The organism is Enterobacter sp. PTB, from assembly GCF_051130085.1.
Classification (GTDB): domain Bacteria; phylum Pseudomonadota; class Gammaproteobacteria; order Enterobacterales; family Enterobacteriaceae; genus Enterobacter; species Enterobacter ludwigii.
On sequence record NZ_JBDKEE010000030.1, the window covers coordinates 19,080 to 40,262 of the forward strand.

General features: G+C 56.2%; 19 protein-coding genes. 9 read left to right on the top strand and 10 right to left on the bottom strand.

The window, feature by feature from the left end; translation table 11 throughout:
* Positions 1-105: 105 nt before the first annotated feature.
* Together uca and atzF are read left to right on the top strand one after the other, a co-directional pair.
* On the top strand, positions 106-3,708 hold the full coding sequence (gene uca / locus AAIR21_RS23885; protein WP_431835353.1) for an urea carboxylase: 3,603 nt from the start codon (positions 106-108) through the stop codon (positions 3,706-3,708).
* Entirely contained in the window at positions 3,705-5,504 is a 1,800-nt protein-coding gene (gene atzF, locus AAIR21_RS23890) for an allophanate hydrolase (RefSeq protein WP_183516406.1), read from the top strand. Before uca ends, atzF begins: the two co-directional genes overlap by 4 nt.
* An 18-nt stretch (positions 5,505-5,522) precedes the next feature.
* Here atzF and dmsD read toward each other — a convergent pair whose 3' ends face one another.
* The 6 genes from dmsD to catA all read right to left on the bottom strand — a co-directional run bounded on the left by dmsD (position 5,523) and on the right by catA (position 11,413).
* On the bottom strand, positions 5,523-6,137 hold the full coding sequence (gene dmsD / locus AAIR21_RS23895; protein WP_183516405.1) for a Tat proofreading chaperone DmsD: 615 nt from the start codon (positions 6,135-6,137) through the stop codon (positions 5,523-5,525).
* A gap of 42 nt (positions 6,138-6,179) precedes the next feature.
* Positions 6,180-7,034 carry a dimethyl sulfoxide reductase anchor subunit family protein gene (locus tag AAIR21_RS23900; RefSeq protein ID WP_183516404.1) on the bottom strand — a complete coding sequence of 285 codons (855 nt, stop codon included), beginning with the start codon at positions 7,032-7,034 and terminating at the stop codon, positions 6,180-6,182.
* A 1-nt stretch (position 7,035) separates the two neighbouring features.
* Positions 7,036-7,653: a DMSO/selenate family reductase complex B subunit gene (locus AAIR21_RS23905; protein WP_014169373.1), complete on the bottom strand. Its 618-nt coding sequence runs from the start codon at positions 7,651-7,653 to the stop codon at positions 7,036-7,038.
* 10 nt (positions 7,654-7,663) lie between these two features.
* Positions 7,664-10,102: a selenate/tellurate reductase subunit YnfE gene (gene ynfE / locus AAIR21_RS23910; RefSeq protein WP_183516403.1), complete on the bottom strand. Its 2,439-nt coding sequence runs from the start codon at positions 10,100-10,102 to the stop codon at positions 7,664-7,666.
* Between the two features lie 145 nt (positions 10,103-10,247).
* Complete coding sequence (locus AAIR21_RS23915; protein WP_014169881.1) at positions 10,248-10,541, bottom strand: DUF1161 domain-containing protein; 294 nt, start codon at positions 10,539-10,541, stop codon at positions 10,248-10,250.
* 173 nt (positions 10,542-10,714) lie between these two features.
* Entirely contained in the window at positions 10,715-11,413 is a 699-nt protein-coding gene (gene catA, locus AAIR21_RS23920) for a type A chloramphenicol O-acetyltransferase (RefSeq protein WP_079231093.1), read from the bottom strand.
* Between the two features lie 386 nt (positions 11,414-11,799).
* Between catA and AAIR21_RS23925 the strand changes: the two genes are divergently transcribed.
* Positions 11,800-12,546, top strand: coding sequence for a YnfC family lipoprotein (locus AAIR21_RS23925; protein ID WP_032670404.1), 747 nt, complete (start codon positions 11,800-11,802; stop codon positions 12,544-12,546).
* 16 nt (positions 12,547-12,562) lie between these two features.
* Here the strand turns inward: AAIR21_RS23925 and speG are convergent, their stop codons facing one another.
* Together speG and AAIR21_RS23935 are read right to left on the bottom strand one after the other, a co-directional pair.
* Positions 12,563-13,123: a spermidine N1-acetyltransferase gene (gene speG / locus AAIR21_RS23930; RefSeq protein ID WP_020884265.1), complete on the bottom strand. Its 561-nt coding sequence runs from the start codon at positions 13,121-13,123 to the stop codon at positions 12,563-12,565.
* Complete coding sequence (locus tag AAIR21_RS23935; RefSeq protein WP_020884264.1) at positions 13,123-13,461, bottom strand: DUF1283 family protein; 339 nt, start codon at positions 13,459-13,461, stop codon at positions 13,123-13,125. The genes speG and AAIR21_RS23935 overlap by 1 nt, the downstream gene beginning before the upstream one ends.
* Positions 13,462-13,613: 152 nt before the next feature.
* On the opposite strand from AAIR21_RS23935, the gene AAIR21_RS23940 reads away from it, so the two are divergent.
* From AAIR21_RS23940 to AAIR21_RS23960, 5 genes are all read left to right on the top strand, one after another.
* Positions 13,614-13,940 (top strand): YnfA family protein, encoded by a 327-nt coding sequence (locus AAIR21_RS23940; RefSeq protein ID WP_183516402.1) that lies wholly within the window; start codon positions 13,614-13,616, stop codon positions 13,938-13,940.
* Positions 13,941-14,053: 113 nt separating this feature from the next.
* The gene (gene rspA, locus AAIR21_RS23945; protein ID WP_041162574.1) at positions 14,054-15,268 is read left to right on the top strand and encodes a starvation-sensing protein RspA; all 1,215 of its coding nucleotides are present in this window, start codon (positions 14,054-14,056) and stop codon (positions 15,266-15,268) included.
* 14 nt (positions 15,269-15,282) lie between these two features.
* On the top strand, positions 15,283-16,302 hold the full coding sequence (locus AAIR21_RS23950) for a Zn-dependent oxidoreductase (RefSeq protein WP_020884261.1): 1,020 nt from the start codon (positions 15,283-15,285) through the stop codon (positions 16,300-16,302).
* Positions 16,303-16,375: 73 nt separating this feature from the next.
* Entirely contained in the window at positions 16,376-17,755 is a 1,380-nt protein-coding gene (locus tag AAIR21_RS23955) for an MFS transporter (RefSeq protein WP_014169890.1), read from the top strand.
* Between the two features lie 217 nt (positions 17,756-17,972).
* Positions 17,973-19,439: a mannitol dehydrogenase family protein gene (locus AAIR21_RS23960; protein ID WP_434682405.1), complete on the top strand. Its 1,467-nt coding sequence runs from the start codon at positions 17,973-17,975 to the stop codon at positions 19,437-19,439.
* A 43-nt stretch (positions 19,440-19,482) separates the two neighbouring features.
* Here AAIR21_RS23960 and ydfZ read toward each other — a convergent pair whose 3' ends face one another.
* Positions 19,483-19,686: a putative selenium delivery protein YdfZ gene (gene ydfZ, locus AAIR21_RS23965; RefSeq protein WP_013096785.1), complete on the bottom strand. Its 204-nt coding sequence runs from the start codon at positions 19,684-19,686 to the stop codon at positions 19,483-19,485.
* A gap of 289 nt (positions 19,687-19,975) precedes the next feature.
* Between ydfZ and AAIR21_RS23970 the strand changes: the two genes are divergently transcribed.
* Entirely contained in the window at positions 19,976-20,407 is a 432-nt protein-coding gene (locus tag AAIR21_RS23970; protein WP_014169892.1) for a universal stress protein, read from the top strand.
* Positions 20,408-20,442: 35 nt separating this feature from the next.
* Here AAIR21_RS23970 and AAIR21_RS23975 read toward each other — a convergent pair whose 3' ends face one another.
* Entirely contained in the window at positions 20,443-21,129 is a 687-nt protein-coding gene (locus AAIR21_RS23975; protein WP_014169893.1) for a GntR family transcriptional regulator, read from the bottom strand.
* Positions 21,130-21,183: the final 54 nt, after the last annotated feature.

The following is a 21,183-nucleotide window of genomic DNA, read 5'->3' on the forward strand; positions in this document are numbered from 1 at the left end:
GAAGTCCGTGCCGGACGCATTCTGCCGTAACCGCTTTTTCCCCCATGGACGACCATGGGTGAGCCGATTTTCGGCGGGACGACCCGCCACGATTGAGTCTGACCTATGTTGACGACACTCCTGATTGCGAACCGCGGGGCGATAGCCTGCCGCATTTTACGCACCCTGCGCACCATGAAAATCCGTGGTGTGGCAGTCTATTCCGAGGCGGATATCAGCAGCCTGCATATTCGCGAGGCCGATGAAGCGCTGAGTCTGGGCGATGGCCCGGCGGCGAATACCTATCTGGATAGCTCGAAGATCATCGCCGCCGCGAAAGCCAGCGGCGCACAGGCCATTCATCCGGGCTACGGTTTTCTCTCGGAAAACGCCGCGTTCGCCGAAGCGTGTGACGCCGCGGGGATTGCCTTTGTGGGCCCCACGCCGGAACAGCTGCGTCTGTTTGGGCTAAAACATACCGCTCGCGCGCTGGCGAAAACGCACGGGGTTCCGATGCTGGAGGGCACCGACCTGCTGGCCGATGTTAACCAGGCCGTCAACGCTGCCGCCGGGGTGGGATATCCGGTGATGCTGAAAAGCACGGCGGGAGGCGGCGGTATCGGTATGCGCGTCTGCTATGACGCAGAAGAGCTGCGCGACGCGTTCGATGCGGTAGTGCGTCTGGGGAAAAATAACTTCAGCGACGCGGGTGTGTTTATCGAAAAGTACATCGAGCGGGCGCGTCATCTGGAAGTACAGCTGTTTGGCGACGGCAAGGGCGAGGTGATTGCCCTCGGCGTGCGCGACTGCTCTGTGCAGCGGCGTAACCAGAAAGTGCTGGAGGAGACGCCCGCACCAAACCTGCCGGCGGGCATGGCGCAGGCACTGTGCGAGGCGGCGATAACGCTGGGTAAAGCGGTCAACTACCGCAGCGCGGGCACCGTTGAATTCGTCTATGACAGCGACGCCGCCCGCTTTTACTTCCTTGAGGTGAATACCCGTTTGCAGGTGGAGCACGGCGTGACCGAACAGGTGTGGGGCGTGGATCTGGTGCGCTGGATGATCGAACTTGCCGCCGGAACGTTGCCACCATTGACGACACTGCGTGACACCCTGAAACCGAAGGGGCATGCCATTCAGGCCAGGATCTATGCCGAGAACCCGGGCCGCCAGTTCCAGCCTTCACCGGGACTGCTCACCGACGTGGCTTTCCCGCCCGATGACCGCGTTACGCTGCGCATCGACAGCTGGGTTGAGGCCGGATGCGAAGTCCCGCCGTTTTTTGACCCCATGTTAGCCAAAATGATCGCCTGGCAGCCGACACGCGAAGCCGCCATCCGCGTGCTGCATACCGCGCTGGGGGAGACCCGTCTTTATGGCGTTGAAACCAACCGCAGCTATCTGCAGCAGATCCTGACCTTCGCACCGTTTGCCGCAGGTGAGCCCTGGACCCGCTGTCTTGAGCACCTGATATACCAGGCGTCCACGCTGGAGGTGCTCAGCGCCGGTACGCAGACCACGGTACAGGATTACCCGGGACGCACAGGCTACTGGGCGGTTGGCGTTCCGCCATCCGGGCCAATGGACAGCCTGGCGCTGCGTCTGGGTAACCGTCTGCTGGGCAATAAAGACGATGCCGCCGCGCTTGAGATCACCCTCAGCGGCCCGACGCTGAAATTCAACTGCGATGCGCAGCTGGTGGTGACGGGCGCTGAAATTGCGCTCACGCTGGACGGTGAACCGCTGGCCAATAATCACGTTTTTCGCGTCCGTGCGGGCATGACGCTGCGTATGGGAGAGATCCGCGGTGCGGGCGTGCGCAGCTATCTTTGCCTGCGCGGTGGGTTTAACGTGCCGGAATATCTGGGCAGTAAAAGCACCTTCACGCTGGGGCAGTTCGGGGGGCACGCCGGACGGGCGCTCCGCACAGGTGACATTTTGCACCTGGCGCCGTTAACCGAGCCGGTTGCGGATGCGCCGCTGCCGCAGGCGCTGCACACGAGGCTGGACGCGGTGCGCGAACTGCGGGTGATTTACGGCCCGCACGGTGCACCGGAGTATTTCACGCCGGATTACATCGCGACGTTTTTCGCCACCGAATGGGAAGTGCATTTCAACTCCAGCCGGACGGGGGTACGCCTGATTGGCCCGAAACCGGAATGGGTTCGCGACAGCGGCGGCGAGGCGGGACTGCATCCGTCGAACATTCATGACAATCCGTATGCCATCGGCGCGGTGGATTTTACCGGCGATATGCCGGTGATCCTCGGCCCGGATGGCCCAAGCCTGGGCGGGTTTGTCTGTCCGGTCACCATCATCGAGGCCGATCTGCACGCGGTAGGGCAACTGAAGGCGGGAGATTACGTTCGCTTTGTGCCGGTGGATATTGCCACCGCGCGACGGCTGGCGCAGGCGCAGGAGCGCCAAATCGCCAGCCTGACCCCGCAACCTGTCATGTGGCAACCTGCCGGTCTGGACTCACCGATTGTGCTGACGCAGGGGACTGACGATAAACGTCTGGTGGCGAGAGTGTCGGGTGATACCCATCTGCTGCTGGAGATTGGCGAGCCAGAGCTGGATCTGGTGCTGCGTTTTCGCGGCCACGCGCTGATGCAGGCGCTGGAGGACCGGGCGCTGAAAGGCGTTATCGATCTCACGCCGGGGATCCGCTCCCTGCAAATTCATTATCAGCCGGAAACGCTGCGCCTGGATAGCCTGCTGGAGGTGATCGCCGGGCTGTGGCAGGGCGTTTGTGACCAGGACTCGCTGGACGTGCCATCGCGCATCGTCTGGCTGCCGCTCTCCTGGGACGATCCGGCGTGTCAGAAAGCTATCGACAAATACATGACCACCGTGCGCCGCGATGCACCGTGGTGCCCGAGTAACCTGGAGTTTATCCGTCGCATAAACGATCTGGCTAACATTGATGAAGTGTATAAAACGGTGTTCGACGCCCGTTATCTGGTGATGGGGCTGGGGGATGTCTACCTCGGCGCGCCGGTGGCCACGCCGCTCGACCCGCGACACCGTCTGGTGACCACCAAATACAATCCGGCGCGCACCTGGACGGCGGAGAACTCGGTGGGCATTGGCGGGGCATACCTCTGCATCTACGGTATGGAAGGGCCGGGCGGGTATCAGTTTGTGGGGCGAACCCTGCAGATGTGGAATCGCTATCGCACGGTAGAGGATTTCGGCGGCAAGCCCTGGCTGCTGCGTTTCTTCGATCAAATTCGCTTTTATCCGGTCTCAGCCGGGGAGTTGCAAACCATCCGCCGGGATTTCCCGCTGGGGCGTTATCCGCTGCGTATTGAACACACCACGCTGAAACTGGCGGAGTATCAGCAGTTTCTGGCTGACGAAGCACCTGAGATTGAGGCATTCCGTGCGCATCAGCAGGCGGCGTTTAACGCCGAGCGTGAGCGCTGGATAGCGGGCGGGCAGGCGCATTTTGACAGCAGCGACGAAACGACGGATGACGGTGACGACGTGCCGTTACGGTCGGGAGAATCCGGTGTTGAAAGCCCGGTTGCCGGCAACCTGTGGCAGGTGAACGTTGAGGTCGGCAACACCGTGCGCGAAGGCGATGTGCTGGTGGTGCTGGAGTCGATGAAAATGGAGATCCCGTTAGTTGCCACTCAGGACGGTGTGGTCAGTCAGGTCCGTGTCCAGCCGGGGTCGTCGGTGCGGGCGGGCCAGTGCGTGGTCGTTCTGGAGAAAACAGCATGAAGCCTCTTTATGATTTACGTCTCTCTGTGCTGGCAGAGGCATACCGTGAAGGCCAGATCGTCCCGCGTGAGGTGATAACGGCATTACGCGAGCGCGCGCTGGCGCTGAACCCGTCATTTAACGCTTTTATTTATCTGCTCACCCCTGAAGAGCTGGAGCCGTACCTCGCCGCGCTGGAGGGCGTAGCGCCGCACGCGCTGCCGCTGTTCGGCGTGCCCTTTGCCATCAAAGACAATATCGATCTGGCGGGTATCGACACCACCGCCGCCTGTCCGGCATTTGCGTATCGGGCAGAGCAGGATGCAACGATAGTTTCGCAGCTGATTGCGCTGGGGGCGATTCCTCTGGGGAAAACTAACCTCGATCAGTTCGCTACCGGCTTAAACGGTACGCGTTCGCCGTATGGCCCATGTCGTAACAGCGTTCATCCGGATTACCCGTCCGGTGGCTCCAGCGCGGGGTCGTCGCTGGCGGTCGCCCTGGGTCTGGCGAGCTTCGCGCTGGGAACGGACACGGCCGGCAGCGGGCGCGTACCGGCCTCGCTGAATAATCTGGTCGGCCTCAAGGCAACCAAAGGACTCATCTCCACGGCAGGGGTTGTGCCTGCCTGCCGCACGCTGGACTGCGTCACGTTTTTCACCGCGACAGCAGCAGAGGCCAGCCAGCTGCTGGCACTCACGGCGCGACAGGATCCGCGTGACGAATACAGCCGGTCCAACCCGGCGTGGAACGGCCCGCAGGCTTTTGGTGTCCCTGATGCGGGCTTTCGCTTTGGCGTGCCGGAGACGCTGGAGTTTCTCGGCTGTGCAGAAAGCGAGGCGCTGTATCACCGCGCGAAGACGGGGCTTATCGCGCTGGGTGGCGTGCCCGTGACTCTCGACTTTGCACCGTTTCTGGCGACCGCGAAACTGCTCTATGACGGCCCGTGGGTTGCCGAGCGTTATCACCTCGCGGGTGCGCTGATTGAACGCCAGCCCGATGCGGTGTTGCCGGTTATCCGTGATGTCCTGCAAAACGCGCCTGCAGCCACTGCGGTGGCGGCGTTTGACGCGCAATACAAACTCCAGCGGTATAAAGCCGAGTGCGATGCCATGATGGCCGACCTGGAGTGCGTATTAATTCCGACGTATCCCCGCCCGGTGAGTCTGGCTGAGCTGGCCGATGAGCCGGTTAAAAGCAACTCGGCGCTGGGCATCTATACCAACTTTATGAACCTGCTCGACTATGCCGCCGTAGCGGTCCCGGTCGGTGAAATGAACAATGGGCTGCCATCCGGCGTCACGCTGTTTGGCCGCGCGTTTACCGATCAGTATCTGCTCAGTCTGGCTGATGCGTTACAACGTCACACAAAATTAACGTTACCGGGCAATCGTGCCATGCTGGACGACGCGCCGACCTGCACCGCAACCCATGACCGCCTGCGGATAGTGGTCTGCGGTGCGCATATGGACGGTCTGGCGCTCAATGTTCAGTTACGAGAGCGCGGAGCACGCCTTGTCGACGCGACCACCAGCGCACCTTATTACCGTCTGTATGCGCTGGCGGACGGTAAACGTCCCGGAATGGTTCGGGTGGCAGACCAGGGGGCCGGGATTGCGGTCGAGGTCTGGGAGCTACCGCACAGCGAAGTGGGGTCGTTTCTCGCCGGGATCCCCGCACCTCTGGGGCTGGGAAAAATCGAGCTGCAGGATGGACGGTGGTTGACCGGGTTTATCTGCGAGGCGTATGGCCTGGAGGGGGCACGGGATATCACCGAATTTGGTGGCTGGAGAGCCTGGCTTGCCCGGAAACAGTGAGCAAGCCAGGTGCTGGCGTTAGCGGTACAGCGTTTTTTCCGCGACCGGAATAATTAACGTCTCCTGCCAGTCCGCGAGCGTCAGCTGTGCGAGTTTGCCCAGTGCGGTGTAGAACGGATGCCCGGCGTTTTCAACAAACACGGACAGGAAGCGGGTACTCCACGGCAGCAGGTGCCACGCCAGAAGCTGGTCGCGTTCAGCGTCGCGGCCATTTTCTGCCAGCCACGCGGCCAGTAACAGCAGGGTACCGATGTGATCTTCCGGTTCGTTCTGCTTCATCTCGAAGGCAATGTTGTTTTCACGCATCCACTGGCGCAGCGCGAGGGTGGAGTCGCCGAAGAGTACGGATTCCCGATCCAGCCAGACGGAACCCCACGGCGGTGACGGCAGGGCGTAAGGGCCAATAAACAGACGTTGCCAGGCATCTTTCAATGCTTCATCTGCTGGCGTTTTGAACGCATCTGCAACGGGCTGCAGCGTTTCCGGCGCCAGCGGCCAGTCCTGAATCCAGTCGCCTGCGGTGAGCGCCTGCACCAGCGGCGCAGTCTGCTCGCTATCCGGAGCAAAATAAAACAGCGCGCCCAGTACCCGGGCGCTGAACGCGAACGAATCACGCTGTGAGACTTCTTTCATGACTACCTTCCTTGCTCGCGCGGAGTAGCCCGCGCGACTGTGTTAACCCGCAATCGCCATGCCTGCGGTCATGTGCAGACCATAGAAAAGACCACGGCCAATCAGTTCACCCACGACGACCAGTATCACGCCTGCAAAAAGAGCGAGGGCTTTAGGCTCCTGCCGACGCATCAGCGGACACAACCAGCAGCCGAGTCCGGCGGCAAGCAGTACGATACGCCAGATTTGCAGTGCGCCATAGTCAGGCAGCAGGGCACTCGCCTGTTGAACGGAACTGTGGATTGTCGCCAGGTCATTGCTCTGCAGCACGATGACCGCCACGCAGGCCAGGAGTGCCAGCACGCTGACAGAGGCCGCGAATGTGCTTTTATATGTCGTGTTTGCCACGCGCAGCAACAGGGCTGCAAACAGCGGCCCTCCCAATACCAGCGTCAGGAAAAAGCCCACCGTGGTGTAACCCGTGTACCAGGTCGGTACGGTATCAATTTGATAAACCCGGGTCATCGCCCAGACAAAGACAACGCCCAGGATCTGGCTAACGACCAGCCAGATTTTACCCAGTGCCGGGGGCATTTTACCGATAACGGATACCAGCCACCAGAAACCGCCAACGGCAAAGAAAATGGATCCCGCGGCAATTTCATTACTGAGCGCCGAAGCACCCACGCGGTTGAGCGAGTTAAAGGCCCGGAGCGGGGAGCCAAGGTGCAGCACGGACGCCAAAAATCCGATGCCCATCACCAGCCACAGAAAGAACATACTGCGGACAAGGCGTGTTTTCACCGCGTCGTCTTTTTCAGTAAGCCAGACGAGCCCCATAACGATCAATGCCCCGGCGACGCACTGTCCGAAGACGGTGAAGATCACCAGCGGCCATTCATGCCATCCACTTCCCATCTCACACCTCCTTCGGGTTTGCCAGGTAGCCGGTGGTATCCCCTGTCGGGCGGCTGTTGGCGTTAGGTTTAATCACGATGCTCGGCTTCGTGAAGTGCGCAGACGGCAGCGGCGCGACGGCCGCCAGCTGACCATGTTTTTTACGCAGCTCGTCGATAGGACCGAAGTCCAGCGCACGCAGCGGACAGGACTCCACGCAGATCGGCTTTTTGCCGTCTGCCACGCGGGTGTGGCAGCCGTCGCACTTGGTCATATGGCCTTTGGCGGCGTTGTACTGCGGGGCACCGTACGGACAGGCCATGTGGCAGTAGCGACAGCCGATGCAGACATCTTCATCCACCACCACAAACCCGTCGTCACGCTTGTGCATCGCCCCGCTCGGGCAGACCTTGGTGCAGGCCGGGTCTTCGCAGTGGTTGCAGGCAATCGACAGGTAGTAGGCAAACACGTTCTGGTGCCAGACACCGTTGTCTTCCTGCCAGTCACCGCCCGCGTATTCATAAATACGGCGGAAGCTGACGTCCGGGGTTAAATCTTTGTAATCCTTGCAGGCGAGCTCGCAGGTTTTGCACCCGGTGCAGCGGCTGGAATCAATAAAAAATCCATACTGAGTGGTCATCACTTACTCCTTACGCCTTCTCGATCTGCACCAGATTGGTATGCTGCGGGTTACCTTTGGCCAGCGGTGACGGGCGGTGCGTGGTCAGGGTGTTGATGCATGAACCGTGGTCGATACGATCGCCGTTCATATTGGCGTCATGCCAGGCTCCCTGGCCCATCGCGCTCACGCCGGGCATGATGCGCGGTGTGACTTTCGCTTCGATGCGTACTTCGCCGCGATCGTTAAACACGCGCACCGTATCGCCATTTTTGATGCCGCGTTGCGCCGCGTCCACGGGGTTAAGCCAGACCTCCTGACGGCAGGCGGCTTTCAGCACGTCGACATTGCCGTAGCTGGAGTGGGTGCGAGCTTTGAAGTGGAAGCCGAAGAGCTGCAGCGGGAATTTATGACGTTCCGGGGCGTCCCAGCCGTCGAAGGTCGAGGCGTAGACCGGCAGCGGGCTGATGGTTTCGTCGTCGGCGAGCTCCCAGGTAGCCGCAATCTTTGCCAGCTTGCTGGAGTAAATTTCAATCTTGCCCGAGGGGGTGTTGAGCGGATGAGCCTGCGGATCATCGCGGAATTTTTTATAGGCCACGAAGTGCCCGGCCGGATCTTTACGCTTATAAATACCCCTCTCTTTCAGTTCGTCATAGGACGGCAATTGCGGATCTTTGTCGAGCATTTTGGCATACAGATACTGCAGCCACTGCGCCTGGGTACGTCCTTCGGTAAATCGCTGATGAATATCCGGGCCGAGGCGTTTCGCCACTTCACTCATGATCCAGTAGATCGGTTTGCGCTCAAACTTCGGTGCGGTCACGGGCTGAAGGAAAATCAGGTAGCCCATGTTGCCTGCATAATCGTTAGGAATAATGTCTTCCTGTTCAACGGTCATTAAATCGGGCAGCAGGATGTCAGCATATTTCGCCGACGAGGTCATAAAGTTGTCGATCACCACGATGGTTTCGCATTTACTCTCGTCCTGCAGAATATCGTGGGTTTTGTTGATGTCGGAATGCTGGTTGATGATGGTGTTGCCGGCGTAGTTCCAGATGAATTTGATCGGCACATCCAGCTTCTCTTTTCCCCGCACGCCGTCGCGCAGGGCGGTCATTTCGGGTCCGCGCGCGATGGCGTCGGTCCAGCTAAAGCATGAGATTTGCGTTTTCACCGGGTTATCCGGCAGTGGCATACGCTCAATGGTGATCGTGTAGGTCGATTCACGTGCGCCGCTGTTACCGCCGTTGATACCGACGTTTCCGGTCAAAATCGGCAACATGGCAATGGCGCGGGAGGTCAGCTCGCCGTTGGCCTGGCGCTGTGGGCCCCAGCCCTGACAGATGTAGGCCGGTTTGGTACTGCCAATTTCCCGTGCAAGCTTGATGATGCGATCGGCCGGTATGCCTGTGATGCGCGAGGCCCATTCCGGCGTTTTGGCGGTGGCATCGTCACCCTGACCGAGAATATACGCTTTGTAATGCCCGTTAGCAGGCGCACCTTCCGGCAGCGTTTTTTCGTCATAGCCGACGCAGTACGTGTCGAGGAACGGCTGATCGACAAGGTTTTCGTCGATCAGTACCCAGGCGATACCCGCGACCAGCGCGGCGTCCGTCCCCGGACGAATCGGGATCCACTCGTCTTCGCGCCCGGCGGCGGTGTCGGTATACCGCGGATCGATGACGATCATGCGCGCGTGAGAGCGCTCGCGGGCCTGCTCGAGATAATAGGTTATCCCGCCGCCGCTCATTCGCGTCTCTGCCGGGTTATTGCCGAACATCACCACCAGCTTCGTGTTTTCAATATCCGAGGTGCTGTTGCCGTCGTTGCTGCCGTAGGTGTAGGGCATTGCACAGGCTATTTGCGCGGTGCTGTAAGTGCCATAGTGGCTTAAAAAGCCGCCGTAGCAGTTCATCAGACGCGCGACCAGCGAAGCATAAGGGGAAGAGCGGGTGATATTGCCGCCCACAATGCCGGAGGAGTAGTTAATGTAGACCGCTTCGTTGCCGTATTTTTCCACGACATCTTTCAGGCTGCGGGTAAGGGTGTCCAGGGCTTCATCCCATGAGATACGCTCAAATTTGCCTTCACCGCGTTTCCCTACGCGCTTCATGGGGTAGTTCAGACGATCGGGGTGATTGATCCGACGGCGAATGGAACGCCCGCGCAGGCAGGCGCGAACCTGATGATTGCCATAAATATCCTCACCGGTGTTATCCGTTTCGACCCAGTAAACTTCTTCATCACGGACGTGAAGGCGCAGCGCACAACGGCTCCCGCAGTTGACCGAGCAGGCACCCCAGACCACTTTGTCTTCAGCGGGCTTTACGGCGTTTTGTACCGCGGCAGCGGCGCTTTTGAGGCCAAAAGGCAGTGAAATCCCCCCGGCGGCAAGTGCCAGAGAGCCTATTGCAGTGGATTTAACCAACGTTCGACGGCTGATCCCGCCGTGATTTTCGACATCGGACATAACTCACCCCATCATTTTAATTGCGTATTATTTTCGCCCGTGATTACAACCGGGCTAATGATGGGGTGAATGTTACTTATTTGGAGGTATTAAATATTAATCCTCATCAAGTCAAAGGGAATTGGCCGCGAGAAAGTGATTAAAATCACTGAGGTTCGCCCTGACCATTATCCTGCATCCCTGATGCGGCACCGCTACCGGTGCGGGTATAGAGAATTTTAAAAGTATCGTTCGCACAATGACCGACTACCTGTGCATCCGGCTGGTCAGCCTGATCGTTTGGCACAATATTCAACGTAAAGCCGGACTCGGGCACGCCGTTATTGATGATTTTCTGCTGAATATCGCTTTTTACGCGCTCGCAGGAATCCGGGGCAGCCAGAGCCGCTGTAGAAGCGCTCATTAACAGCAGGGCGGTAATCCAGGGTAACCGTTTCATCTGTAGCTCCTTTTCTCTGTGTGTCGGTTAAGCTTAGCAGGGTTCGTGTAAGCTTTTGTTATTGGAGATAACTTTCTGAACAATCTTATACAGGCTTCCTGCGCTCATTTTCCCCAATTTCAACTTCCATCAACACGTCCTGCGGGCGGTGATACCCGCCCGGCATCGCGACGCTAAGCCCGGTGCGTTTTGCTCTGCACCTGTCGTTCGCCGGAGTGATGCCGTAAGTCATCACACATCGCCTGTAACTCATTGAACAATCTTGCCACATGGAAACCATCGCACACGGAATGATGGACCTGCACGGCGAGGGGCAATAATACTTTTCCCCCCTGGTTGACATATTTCCCCATCGTGAACATGGGGGCAAAAAAGTTCTGCATATTGGCTACGTTGATATTAAAACTGGTAAAACTTGACCAGGGGATCGCCGACACAAAAAATACATTTTCCCGCGACTCTTCCTTCGGCCAATAAGAAAGCGTATTACCATAGCGAGCAACATCTTCCGAATAAACGTTCTGGAAATGATCAATATTGCCATCGAAGTGACTCCATAATGAAGAAAAGGTCTCCGTTTCATTATGGAAAATGGTATAGCTTGGATGAATTTCATTCCATATGACAAGTTCATTGTTCTTCATGGCCATACGGAATTCCGAATGGTTGTTGACGATTTTAGAAAGGAGGGAAATCATCGTCGGATAAAATTTCCAGCCCAGTTCTTTTATATCCTTGAGCAATGCGGTGATGTCTATTTGAACAGTTTGATTAAATGTAGATTGAGCAAAGGACTGAAATACCTCGAAATGTTCTTTTCTGGCCCAACGTGATAAGTCAACAGGTGTATATGCAGGGATTGTTTTTTTCATTTTTTAACCTTTGATGAGCAATCAAAAATCAGCGTTTTGCCTACGTTTTTTCATGAATAAAGAAAGCATAGAGATTCCAGGCGGTTTTGGACGCGAACGCATTTGTGAGGGTAGCGCATCCTTATAGAGGAAGAAAGGGGATGTTAAACATTTAATATATCAAAGAAAAAAGTTAGATGGCGCAATCTGCCGGCGTTTTCATGTTGTTAATATGCCACAGAATATCCGCCATGCGCTCAAAGCAGGTGTGTTTCCTGTTCAACAGAGGGCACAGCGCCTTCTCGTTCTGGCGAGGTTTTGCAGAGGGCAAGAGAGATTAATGCATTGATTGTACGTCTCTTTTCGCCTGACATTTTGCTATCGTGTGAACAACGGTATTTGCTAATATGATCGGGAATACTCTCCCTGATTCGGTAAATGATGTGAAGAACTACGCAGCGATAACGCTACTGGCAGCAACACTGGTGGGGTGCGACAACCCTTCCGCGCCGCTGTCGTTTACGCCCGAGATGGCGAGCTTCTCCAATGAATTTGATTTTGACCCTCTGCGCGGCCCGGTAAAAGACTTCACCCAGACACTGTTCAATGACAAAGGTGAAGTCTCCAAACGGGTAACCGGTACGATGTCGACGGAAGGGTGTTTCGATACCCTCGAACTGCACGACCTCGAGGCCAATACCGGCGTGGCGCTGGTACTGGATGCTAATTACTACCTTGATGCGGAAACCCAGCAGCGAAAAGTGAAACTGCAGGGGAAATGCCAGCTGGCCGAATTGCCGTCGGCGGGCGTAACGTGGGATACCGACGATAACGGGTTTGTGGTGGCGGCGCACGGCAAAGAGATGGAAGTGAAGTACCGCTATGATGCGGATGGCTATCCGCTGGGGAAAACCACCGTCTCCGGGGACCAGCATTTATCCGTCCAGTCGACGCCGTCTAAAGATCTTCGCAAAAGAATGGATTACTCCGCCGTGAGCATGCTGAATGACAAGCCGCTGGGCAACGTCAATCAGAGCTGTGATTACGATCGGCACAATAATCCGGTGAGTTGCGATCTGACGATCACCGACAACAGCGTGAAGCCCGCCGTTGAGCGCAAGTACACCATTAAGAACAGTATTGAATACTACTGAGAAAAAGCCGCGCAGGTTACTGCGCGGTGGGTTTCAGCAGGCTGGCGCCTGACGGTTTGTGTCCGGCCAGGTGCTGATGCTGGAAGATGCACATGCGAATGGTGTTGCGGTATTCACCGTTGATAAAGAACTCGTGAACCAGTTCGCCTTCCACCATAAAGCCCAGCTTGCGGTAGATATGGATCGCTTTCTCGTTCTCTTTATCCACGATGAGATAAAGCTTGTAGAGATTCAGGACGTTGAATCCGTAATCCATCGCCAGCTTCGCCGCCCGCGTGGCAAGACCTTTCCCCTGATGCTCAGGTGAAATGATAATCTGGAATTCTGCCCGACGATGAACGTGGTTGATCTCAACCAGTTCCACCAGACCGGCTTTTTCACCTTCACACTCCACGACAAAACGGCGTTCGCTTTGATCGTGAATGTGCTTATCGTAGAGATCCGACAGCTCAACAAACGCCTCGTAAGGCTCTTCGAACCAGTAGCGCATCACGCTGGCGTTATTGTCGAGCTGGTGGACGAAGCGCAGGTCTTCACGCTCCAGCGGGCGGAGCTTAACGTCACACTGCACTGACATTATGGCGCTACCGTGCGGCCAGTACGACGATCCAGGCAGCGCAGGGTATTTGGCTCCCAGTAGGCGTTAACGTTGGCACTTTGCTGACACTTATCGCGCGCGTCGAAAGCGACATCTTCTTTGTCCCACTCTTTTTCAACACGTTTGTTCACCTTCTGGCGAAGGCTACGGGTGTCATTCCATTGTTCTTTGTCCATCGCGGCGTTCTGACGGCTTTGCGCGCTGTCGCCAGACTCAATAATGAGTTTGCTGGTTTCGGCGGTGGCAGAGGCGGCAAAGGCGAACGATGACAGCGCCAGCAGGGCTGTCAGACAAAGGCGTTTGCTTAATGTAGTCATAGCGTTTCCTTTTAAATGGGCGCAGATAATTAAGTTATCCCGTTCAGATTCTACACCAAAGAGAAATAACGGCATACCCGCGGCACGGGTATGGAAAAGTAAACGATATCATCAGGTATGATGTCTAAATAAATCATCACATGACCGTAAATATGCTCAAAACCACTCTGCTTTTTTTTGCCACCGCGCTGTGTGAAATCATCGGCTGCTTCCTTCCGTGGCTATGGCTGAAGAAGGGGGCAACCGTCTTCCTGCTGATCCCGGCGGGCATTGCGCTGGCCCTGTTTGTCTGGCTGTTGACGCTGCACCCGGCGGCCAGCGGGCGCGTCTACGCCGCTTATGGTGGCGTTTATGTCTGTACCGCGCTGCTGTGGTTACGCATGGTGGATGGTGTGAAGCTCAGCGCGTATGACTGGGCCGGGGCGCTGGTTGCGCTGTGCGGCATGTTGATTATTGTTGCCGGATGGGGGCGCGCCTGAGCGCCCGATTTTTTTGTGACCGTTCGCTGATTTTATGATCATTATACTTGTATGGTAGTAGTGCAGAAGAGTAAGTTTCCAGCATCACAATGAGCGATGTAAGGAAATGGATTATGAAGATTGTCGGGGCTGAAGTCTTTGTTACCTGCCCGGGGCGTAACTTTGTCACCCTTAAAATTACCACCGACGAGGGCATCGTCGGCCTGGGTGATGCCACCCTCAACGGACGTGAACTTTCGGTGGCCTCTTATCTGAAAGATCACCTCTGCCCGCAGTTGATCGGCCGTGATGCGCACCGCATTGAGGATATCTGGCAGTTCTTCTATAAAGGCGCCTACTGGCGTCGTGGTCCGGTCACCATGTCGGCCATTTCCGCCGTGGATATGGCACTGTGGGATATCAAAGCCAAAGCGGCCAATATGCCGCTCTACCAGCTGCTGGGCGGCGCATCCCGGGAAGGGGTGATGGTCTATTGTCATACCACCGGACACTCCATTGATGACGTGCTGGAAGATTACGCCCGGCATAAAGAGATGGGCTTTAAGGCGATCCGCGTTCAGTGCGGCGTGCCGGGTATGAAAACCACCTATGGCATGTCGAAAGGAAAAGGGCTGGCCTACGAGCCCGCCACTAAAGGTGACTGGCCGGAAGAGCAGCTCTGGTCCACCGAAAAATACCTCGATTTCACACCGAAGCTGTTCGATGCGGTGCGCAATAAGTTTGGCTTTAATGAGCATCTTTTGCACGACATGCACCACCGTTTGACCCCGATTGAGGCGGCGCGATTCGGTAAGAGCATTGAAGCATTCCGTATGTTCTGGATGGAAGATCCTACGCCTGCGGAAAACCAGGCCTGCTTCCGTCTGATCCGTCAGCACACGGTCACGCCGATTGCGGTTGGAGAAGTGTTTAACAGCATCTGGGACTGCAAGCAGCTTATTGAAGAGCAGCTTATCGACTATATCCGCACCACCATTACCCACGCGGGCGGCATCACCGGCATGCGGCGCATCGCGGACTTCGCCTCGCTTTATCAGGTGCGTACCGGCTCACATGGACCGTCGGATCTGTCGCCTGTTTGCCACGCCGCCGCGCTGCATTTTGACCTGTGGGTGCCAAACTTTGGTGTACAGGAATATATGGGTTACTCCGAACAAATGCTGGAGGTCTTCCCGCACAGCTGGCGCTTTGATAATGGCTATATGCATCCGGGCGACAAACCCGGGCTGGGTATTGAATTTGACGAAAAACTGGCGGCGAAATACCCGTACGATCCTGCCTATCTTCCGGTTGCCCGTCTCGAAGATGGCACGTTGTGGAACTGGTAAACGAGGAGCGAACGATGAAAAGCGTAGTGATTCAACAACCCAACGCATTGGTGATTGAAGATCGTCCACTCCCGGAACCCGCGGCAGGTGAAGTGCGCGTCAACGTCAAACTGGCCGGTATTTGCGGTTCAGACAGCCATATTTACCGCGGGCATAATCCGTTTGCCCGATACCCGCGCGTGATTGGGCATGAATTTTTTGGTGAGATTGATGCCGTTGGTGAGGGAGTTGACCCGGCCCGCGTGGGCGAGCGCGTCTCGGTTGACCCGGTGATCAGCTGCGGACACTGCTATCCGTGCTCCGTGGGCAAACCCAATGTCTGTACCTCTCTGGTGGTGCTGGGTGTTCATCGCGACGGAGGCTTTAGTGAGTATGCCGTCGTACCGGCAAAAAATGCCTGGGTTGTTCCGGATGCTATTCCTGATAAACACGCGGTAATGATCGAGCCGTTCACGATTGCCGCTAACGTGACGGGCCACGCACAACCCACCGGGCAGGATATCGCCCTGATCTACGGCGCAGGCCCCATGGGGCTTGTCACCCTCCAGGCGCTGAAAGGTGTCTATAAGGTGAAGCAGGTTATCGTTGTCGATCGGATCAATGAACGGCTGGCGATGGCGCAACGCAGCGGCGCGGACTGGGTGTTCAACAACGCGGAGCTGTCGTTACAGGCGGCGCTGGAAGAAAAAGGGATCAAACCAACGCTTATTATTGACGCAGCCTGTCATCCGACAATTTTACAGGAAGCCATCACCATTGCCTCTCCGGCGGCACGCATCGTGCTGATGGGGTTTTCCAGCGACCCAAGCCAGATTGTTCAGCAGGGGATCACCGGAAAAGAGCTGGCGATATTCTCATCACGGCTGAATGCCAACAAATTCCCCGTCGTCATCGACTGGCTGGAAAAGGGGCTGATCGACCCGGACAAACTGATCACCCACACTTTTGACTATCACCACGTAACAGACGCCATCGAACGGTTTGAAAAAGATCAGCGGCAGTGCTGCAAAGTCTTACTCACGTTCGGGCAATAATAATTCACGCGGTTAAGAGCCTGCGCAGACAGGCTCTGAGTGGTACGCATCTTACCTTGCAGAGATAGCCATTATGACGCAAACACAACCACAAAGAACGACTTCAGATCTGGTGAAAGCCGCCGTTTCCGGCTGGCTGGGTACCGCACTGGAGTTTATGGATTTCCAGCTCTATTCGCTGGGGGCCGCACTGGTATTCCATGAGATCTTCTTCCCGGAACAATCGGCCGCAATGGCGCTGATTCTGGCGATGGGGACGTACGGCGCAGGCTATATCGCGCGCATTGTCGGCGCCTTTATCTTCGGGCGAATGGGCGACAGCATTGGCCGTAAAAAGGTGCTGTTTATCACCATTACTATGATGGGGATCTGCACGACCCTGATCGGGGTCTTGCCGACCTACGCGCAGATTGGGATTTTCGCGCCCGTCCTGTTAGTGACGCTGCGTATCATCCAGGGGCTGGGAGCAGGGGCTGAAATCTCCGGCGCCGGGACCATGCTGGCGGAGTACGCCCCTAAAGGGAAACGGGGCATTATCTCCTCGCTGGTGGCGATGGGCACCAACTGCGGGACGCTAAGTGCAACGGCTATCTGGGCAATTATGTTCTTCGCCCTCGACCGCGAACAGTTGGTTGCCTGGGGCTGGCGTGTACCGTTTCTTGCAAGCGTGGTGGTAATGATCTTCGCCATCTGGCTGCGAATGAACCTCAAGGAGAGCCCGGTATTTGAAAAAGTGAACGAGGCTGAGACAACCGCACCGGTGACAAAACACGATTTATCATTTGCAGCGATGGTGAAGAGTAAGTCCTTCTGGCTGGCAACCGGGCTGCGTTTTGGTCAGGCGGGGAATTCGGGACTGATCCAGACGTTTCTTGCCGGGTATCTGGTTCAGACGCTGCTGTTCGATAAAGCGATCCCCACGGATGCGCTGATGATAAGCTCAATTCTCGGGTTTATCTCTATCCCGCTGTTGGGCTGGCTCTCCGATAAAGTAGGGCGTCGTCTGCCGTACATTCTGCTCAATATCTCCGCCATTATTCTGGCGTACCCGATGCTGTCGATTATCGTTGATAAGAGCTATGCGCCGGGTGTGATCATGCTTTCCATCATCGTTATCCATAATTTCGCCGTACTGGGACTGTTCGCCCTGGAAAACATCACGATGGCGGAAATGTTTGGCTCGCGTAACCGCTTTACCCGGATGGCTATCTCAAAAGAGGCGGGCGGGCTGGTGGCGGTAGGCTTTGGGCCAGTGCTCGCCGGGATCTTCTGCAATATGACCGGTTCCTGGTGGCCAATTGTCGCCATGATGATCGCCTACTCCGTGATTGGGCTGATCGCCGCCATCTGCATGCCAGAGGTCTGCGATCGTGATTTGAGCGTGGCGGAAGATGCGGCGGAGGGGCCGGCACGTGATTCCGTTGGCTATGGGGCGGTTTCATCGCGGCGGTAATGGTTTATATCTTTAGTGACCTGTCACACAACTTTATATTCATGTCACACCACATGCGTAAAAGTTAATGTAAATCAAAATCTCAAACTGCAGGATCAGTATGGTTAATGGCAGTTCTTTTTTACCCCGACTGCCATTCTAGTTGGTGTAGTCAGCAGGCGCTGCTGCTCATATAGAGCGGCAGCGAATCCCAGCGTACATAACTTAACGAGTCTTAATCACGGAAAACCGGTTATTACAGGCGAAAGCGACGCTTCCTCAGTACGATCGCGATCGCCTCAAGGCACGCATTGTTCATTTAGGGTTTGGCGCATTTCACCGTGCGCATCAGGCGGTGTACGCCGACATTCTCGCCGTGGAGCACAACAGCGACTGGGGTTACTGTGAGGTAAACCTGATTGGCGGTGAACAGCAGATTGCCGATCTGAATGCACAGGATCATCTCTACACCGTGGCGGAAATGTCTGCCGATGCGTGGACATCGCGGGTGGTGGGCGTAGTCAGGAACGCACTGCATGCACAGGTTGACGGGCTGGAACGCGTGCTGGCCGCACTGTGTGAGCCGCAGGTGGCGATTGTCTCGCTCACCATTACTGAAAAGGGATATTGCCACTCGCCGGCGACCGGGAAACTGATGCTCGATCACCCGTTAATCGCCGCCGACCTGAAAAACCCGCATCAGCCGAAATCTGCGCCGGGTGTGGTGGTGGAAGCACTCGCGCGACGCAAAGCTGCCGGGCTGCCCGCGTTTAGCGTCATGTCCTGTGACAATATGCCGGAGAACGGTCACGTCATGCGTAATGTGACCTGCGCTTATGCCCGCGCGGTTGACGGCGAGCTGGCAGACTGGATTGAATCCAGCGTCACTTTCCCGTCCACCATGGTGGATCGTATTGTTCCCGCGGTTACACCGGAGACGCTGGATAAAATTGAACAGCTGACTGGCGTTCGTGACCCGGCAGGCGTGGCGTGCGAACCGTTCCGTCAGTGGGTGATCGAGGACAACTTTGTTGCAGGCCGTCCACAGTGGGAAAAGGCCGGGGCGGAGCTGGTTTCAGACGTCATTCCGTTTGAAGAGATGAAGCTGCGCATGCTTAACGGCAGTCACTCTTTCCTCGCGTATCTTGGCTATCTGGCGGGGTACCCGCATATCAACGACTGCATGGAAGACGCGCACTACCGTACTGCCGCCCATGCGCTGATGCTGAACGAGCAGGCGCCGACCTTAAAAGTGAAAGGCGTTGATTTAGGCCACTATGCTGACCTGTTGATTGCCCGCTACAGCAACCCGGCGTTACGTCACCGTACCTGGCAAATCGCGATGGACGGCAGCCAGAAGCTCCCGCAGCGTATGCTCGATTCCGTGCGCTGGCATCTGGTGCATCAAAAAAGCTTCCCGCTGTTGGCATTAGGCATTGCAGGCTGGATGCGGTATGTCGGTGGTGTCGATGAGCAGGGCAACGCTATCGACGTGAGCGACCCGCAGCTGGCGGTCATTCAGGCGGCGGTGAAGGGAAGTGCTGAGGGCGAAGTCCGGGTGAAGGCGCTGCTGGGCATTGAGGCCATTTTTGGCAAAGAACTCCCGCATGAAACCGTCTTTGTGGATGCGGTAATGCGTGCTTACCAGGCGTTACTGCAAAAAGGTGCAAAAGCCACGGTCGCAGAGTACGCGGCGAACTGCTAAGTCATCACATGCCGCCGCATGCGGCGGCATGATGTCGCACGAATCAGTGCATACCCAGGCGAATCAGTTCAATCGGTTCGAACTTACCTTCGCAACCTTCCACTTCTACCGTTTTGCTGCGACGCACCTGCGCGGCATCCAGCCCTTCGCTGTGGATCGCTTTAATCACGCCGGTGTGTCCTGTGCCATTGATCATTACACGGCTGCCGGTGGTAATTGCGTTACGGTTACGGTCGTATGTCATCATGGTATTTTCTCCTCTCTCACTTATCCGTTACGGCGCTATTTCAGGTTTCACCGTTCACGGGGCACTATAAATACGCCTGTCTGCATCTCATTTTTTTGTTTTTGATCAAACTCACACTTTTTTCTCAATATTGGTGGGTGCTGACGGTTCACGACAGCAATTTACAAAGCCCACATTTATTTTCCTTTATTGATAGTTTCTGCAGGCAAGCGTTTAGGGTTTGTTTATATTCCGGCTGTCATTCTTGGAGCAGGGAATACCCCTTTCACAGGAATAAGGAGTCAGGCTTATGTATAAGAAGATTTTAATGCCTGTTGATGTATTTGAAATGGAATTGAGCGACAAAGCGGTTCGCCACGCGGCCAACCTTGCAAAGGCGGAAGGTGCGTCGATTACGCTGGTGAACATTCTCCCCAACAGCAGCCGCTCGTTGCTGCGCGGATTCAACGCCGATATCAAAAAGTTTGAAGCGTTTATGACCGCTGAATCCGGGAAGAAAATGAACGAGCTAAAAAGGCTGTTTGATCTCCCCGGGGAGAATATCCACAGCCTGGTCTGCTTTGGCAACGTGCGTGACGAAATTATCAAACTGAGCAAAGAAGGGGAATATGACGTGATCGTCATCGGGTCGAAAAACCCGAGCATCAGCACCCATCTGCTCGGTTCAAATGCGGAATCTATCCTGCGCTATGCGAGTATTCCGGTGCTGGTGGTTCGCTAATCTCTTCGCCGCAACCGAAACGGGGGCGGCGTATTTTACTCTTCGCTAAACCAGTCGCTGTTTTCCTGACGAATTAACTGTACGGATTCGCTGATTTCCTGCAGGTGCAGCGTCATCGCTTTTTCTACACCGTCCTGATCGCGTTTTTCCAGCGCACTGAAAATATCATGATGCTGTCGTAGCAACATTTCCGGTGGTGAGACGTGGTCGAGGCTCATATAGCGCACGCGGTCGATGGTGGCTTTGATGTTTTCAATCGTGTCCCAGGCCAGTTGACAGTCTGCAATTTGCGCCAGCTTCTGGTGAAACTCGTCATCAAGCTGGAAGAAGTCGTTGAGCTGTTTGCGGTCAATCGCAATACGCTGCTGATGCAGGTTTTGCTCCAGCAGGTAGCACTGGTTGTCATCAATCAAGGATGCGGCACGGCGCGCCACCGCGCACTCAATGGCCTGACGGACAAAACAGCCGTTACGCACCTGGGAGAGCGAGATTTTGTTCACATAGCTGCCGCGCTGCGGGCGGATCTGAATCAGACCGTTTTCTGCAAGCTTGATAAACGCCTCACGCACGGGCTGGCGGGACACGTCAAACCGCACGGACACCTCTTTTTCAGAGAGCGGCGTTCCGGGTGGGATCAGGCAATGGACAATATCACGTCGCAAAATGCGATAGATTTGCTGGTTTACGGGCTGGGTAGGATTGAGTTGCGATTCAGCGGCCATGAGTTGTCATTTCTCAGAGAGTTAGCCTGAACATACTACCATTCTTTTATGGCC

Coding starts and splice junctions, on each gene's coding strand:
- uca (WP_431835353.1), top strand. CDS start 106: ATGTTGACGACACTCCTGATTGCGAACCGCGGGGCGATAGCCTGCCGC.
- speG (WP_020884265.1), bottom strand. CDS start 13,123: ATGTCAGTGCAGTGTGACGTTAAGCTCCGCCCGCTGGAGCGTGAAGAC.
- catA (WP_079231093.1), bottom strand. CDS start 11,413: ATGAAAAAAACAATCCCTGCATATACACCTGTTGACTTATCACGTTGG.
- dmsD (WP_183516405.1), bottom strand. CDS start 6,137: ATGAAAGAAGTCTCACAGCGTGATTCGTTCGCGTTCAGCGCCCGGGTA.
- ydfZ (WP_013096785.1), bottom strand. CDS start 19,686: ATGATGACATACGACCGTAACCGTAACGCAATTACCACCGGCAGCCGT.
- atzF (WP_183516406.1), top strand. CDS start 3,705: ATGAAGCCTCTTTATGATTTACGTCTCTCTGTGCTGGCAGAGGCATAC.
- AAIR21_RS23935 (WP_020884264.1), bottom strand. CDS start 13,461: ATGACTACATTAAGCAAACGCCTTTGTCTGACAGCCCTGCTGGCGCTG.
- AAIR21_RS23905 (WP_014169373.1), bottom strand. CDS start 7,653: ATGACCACTCAGTATGGATTTTTTATTGATTCCAGCCGCTGCACCGGG.
- AAIR21_RS23950 (WP_020884261.1), top strand. CDS start 15,283: ATGAAAAGCGTAGTGATTCAACAACCCAACGCATTGGTGATTGAAGAT.
- AAIR21_RS23900 (WP_183516404.1), bottom strand. CDS start 7,034: ATGGGAAGTGGATGGCATGAATGGCCGCTGGTGATCTTCACCGTCTTC.
- ynfE (WP_183516403.1), bottom strand. CDS start 10,102: ATGTCCGATGTCGAAAATCACGGCGGGATCAGCCGTCGAACGTTGGTT.
- AAIR21_RS23925 (WP_032670404.1), top strand. CDS start 11,800: ATGATCGGGAATACTCTCCCTGATTCGGTAAATGATGTGAAGAACTAC.
- AAIR21_RS23915 (WP_014169881.1), bottom strand. CDS start 10,541: ATGAAACGGTTACCCTGGATTACCGCCCTGCTGTTAATGAGCGCTTCT.
- AAIR21_RS23970 (WP_014169892.1), top strand. CDS start 19,976: ATGTATAAGAAGATTTTAATGCCTGTTGATGTATTTGAAATGGAATTG.
- AAIR21_RS23940 (WP_183516402.1), top strand. CDS start 13,614: ATGCTCAAAACCACTCTGCTTTTTTTTGCCACCGCGCTGTGTGAAATC.
- AAIR21_RS23975 (WP_014169893.1), bottom strand. CDS start 21,129: ATGGCCGCTGAATCGCAACTCAATCCTACCCAGCCCGTAAACCAGCAA.
- AAIR21_RS23955 (WP_014169890.1), top strand. CDS start 16,376: ATGACGCAAACACAACCACAAAGAACGACTTCAGATCTGGTGAAAGCC.
- rspA (WP_041162574.1), top strand. CDS start 14,054: ATGAAGATTGTCGGGGCTGAAGTCTTTGTTACCTGCCCGGGGCGTAAC.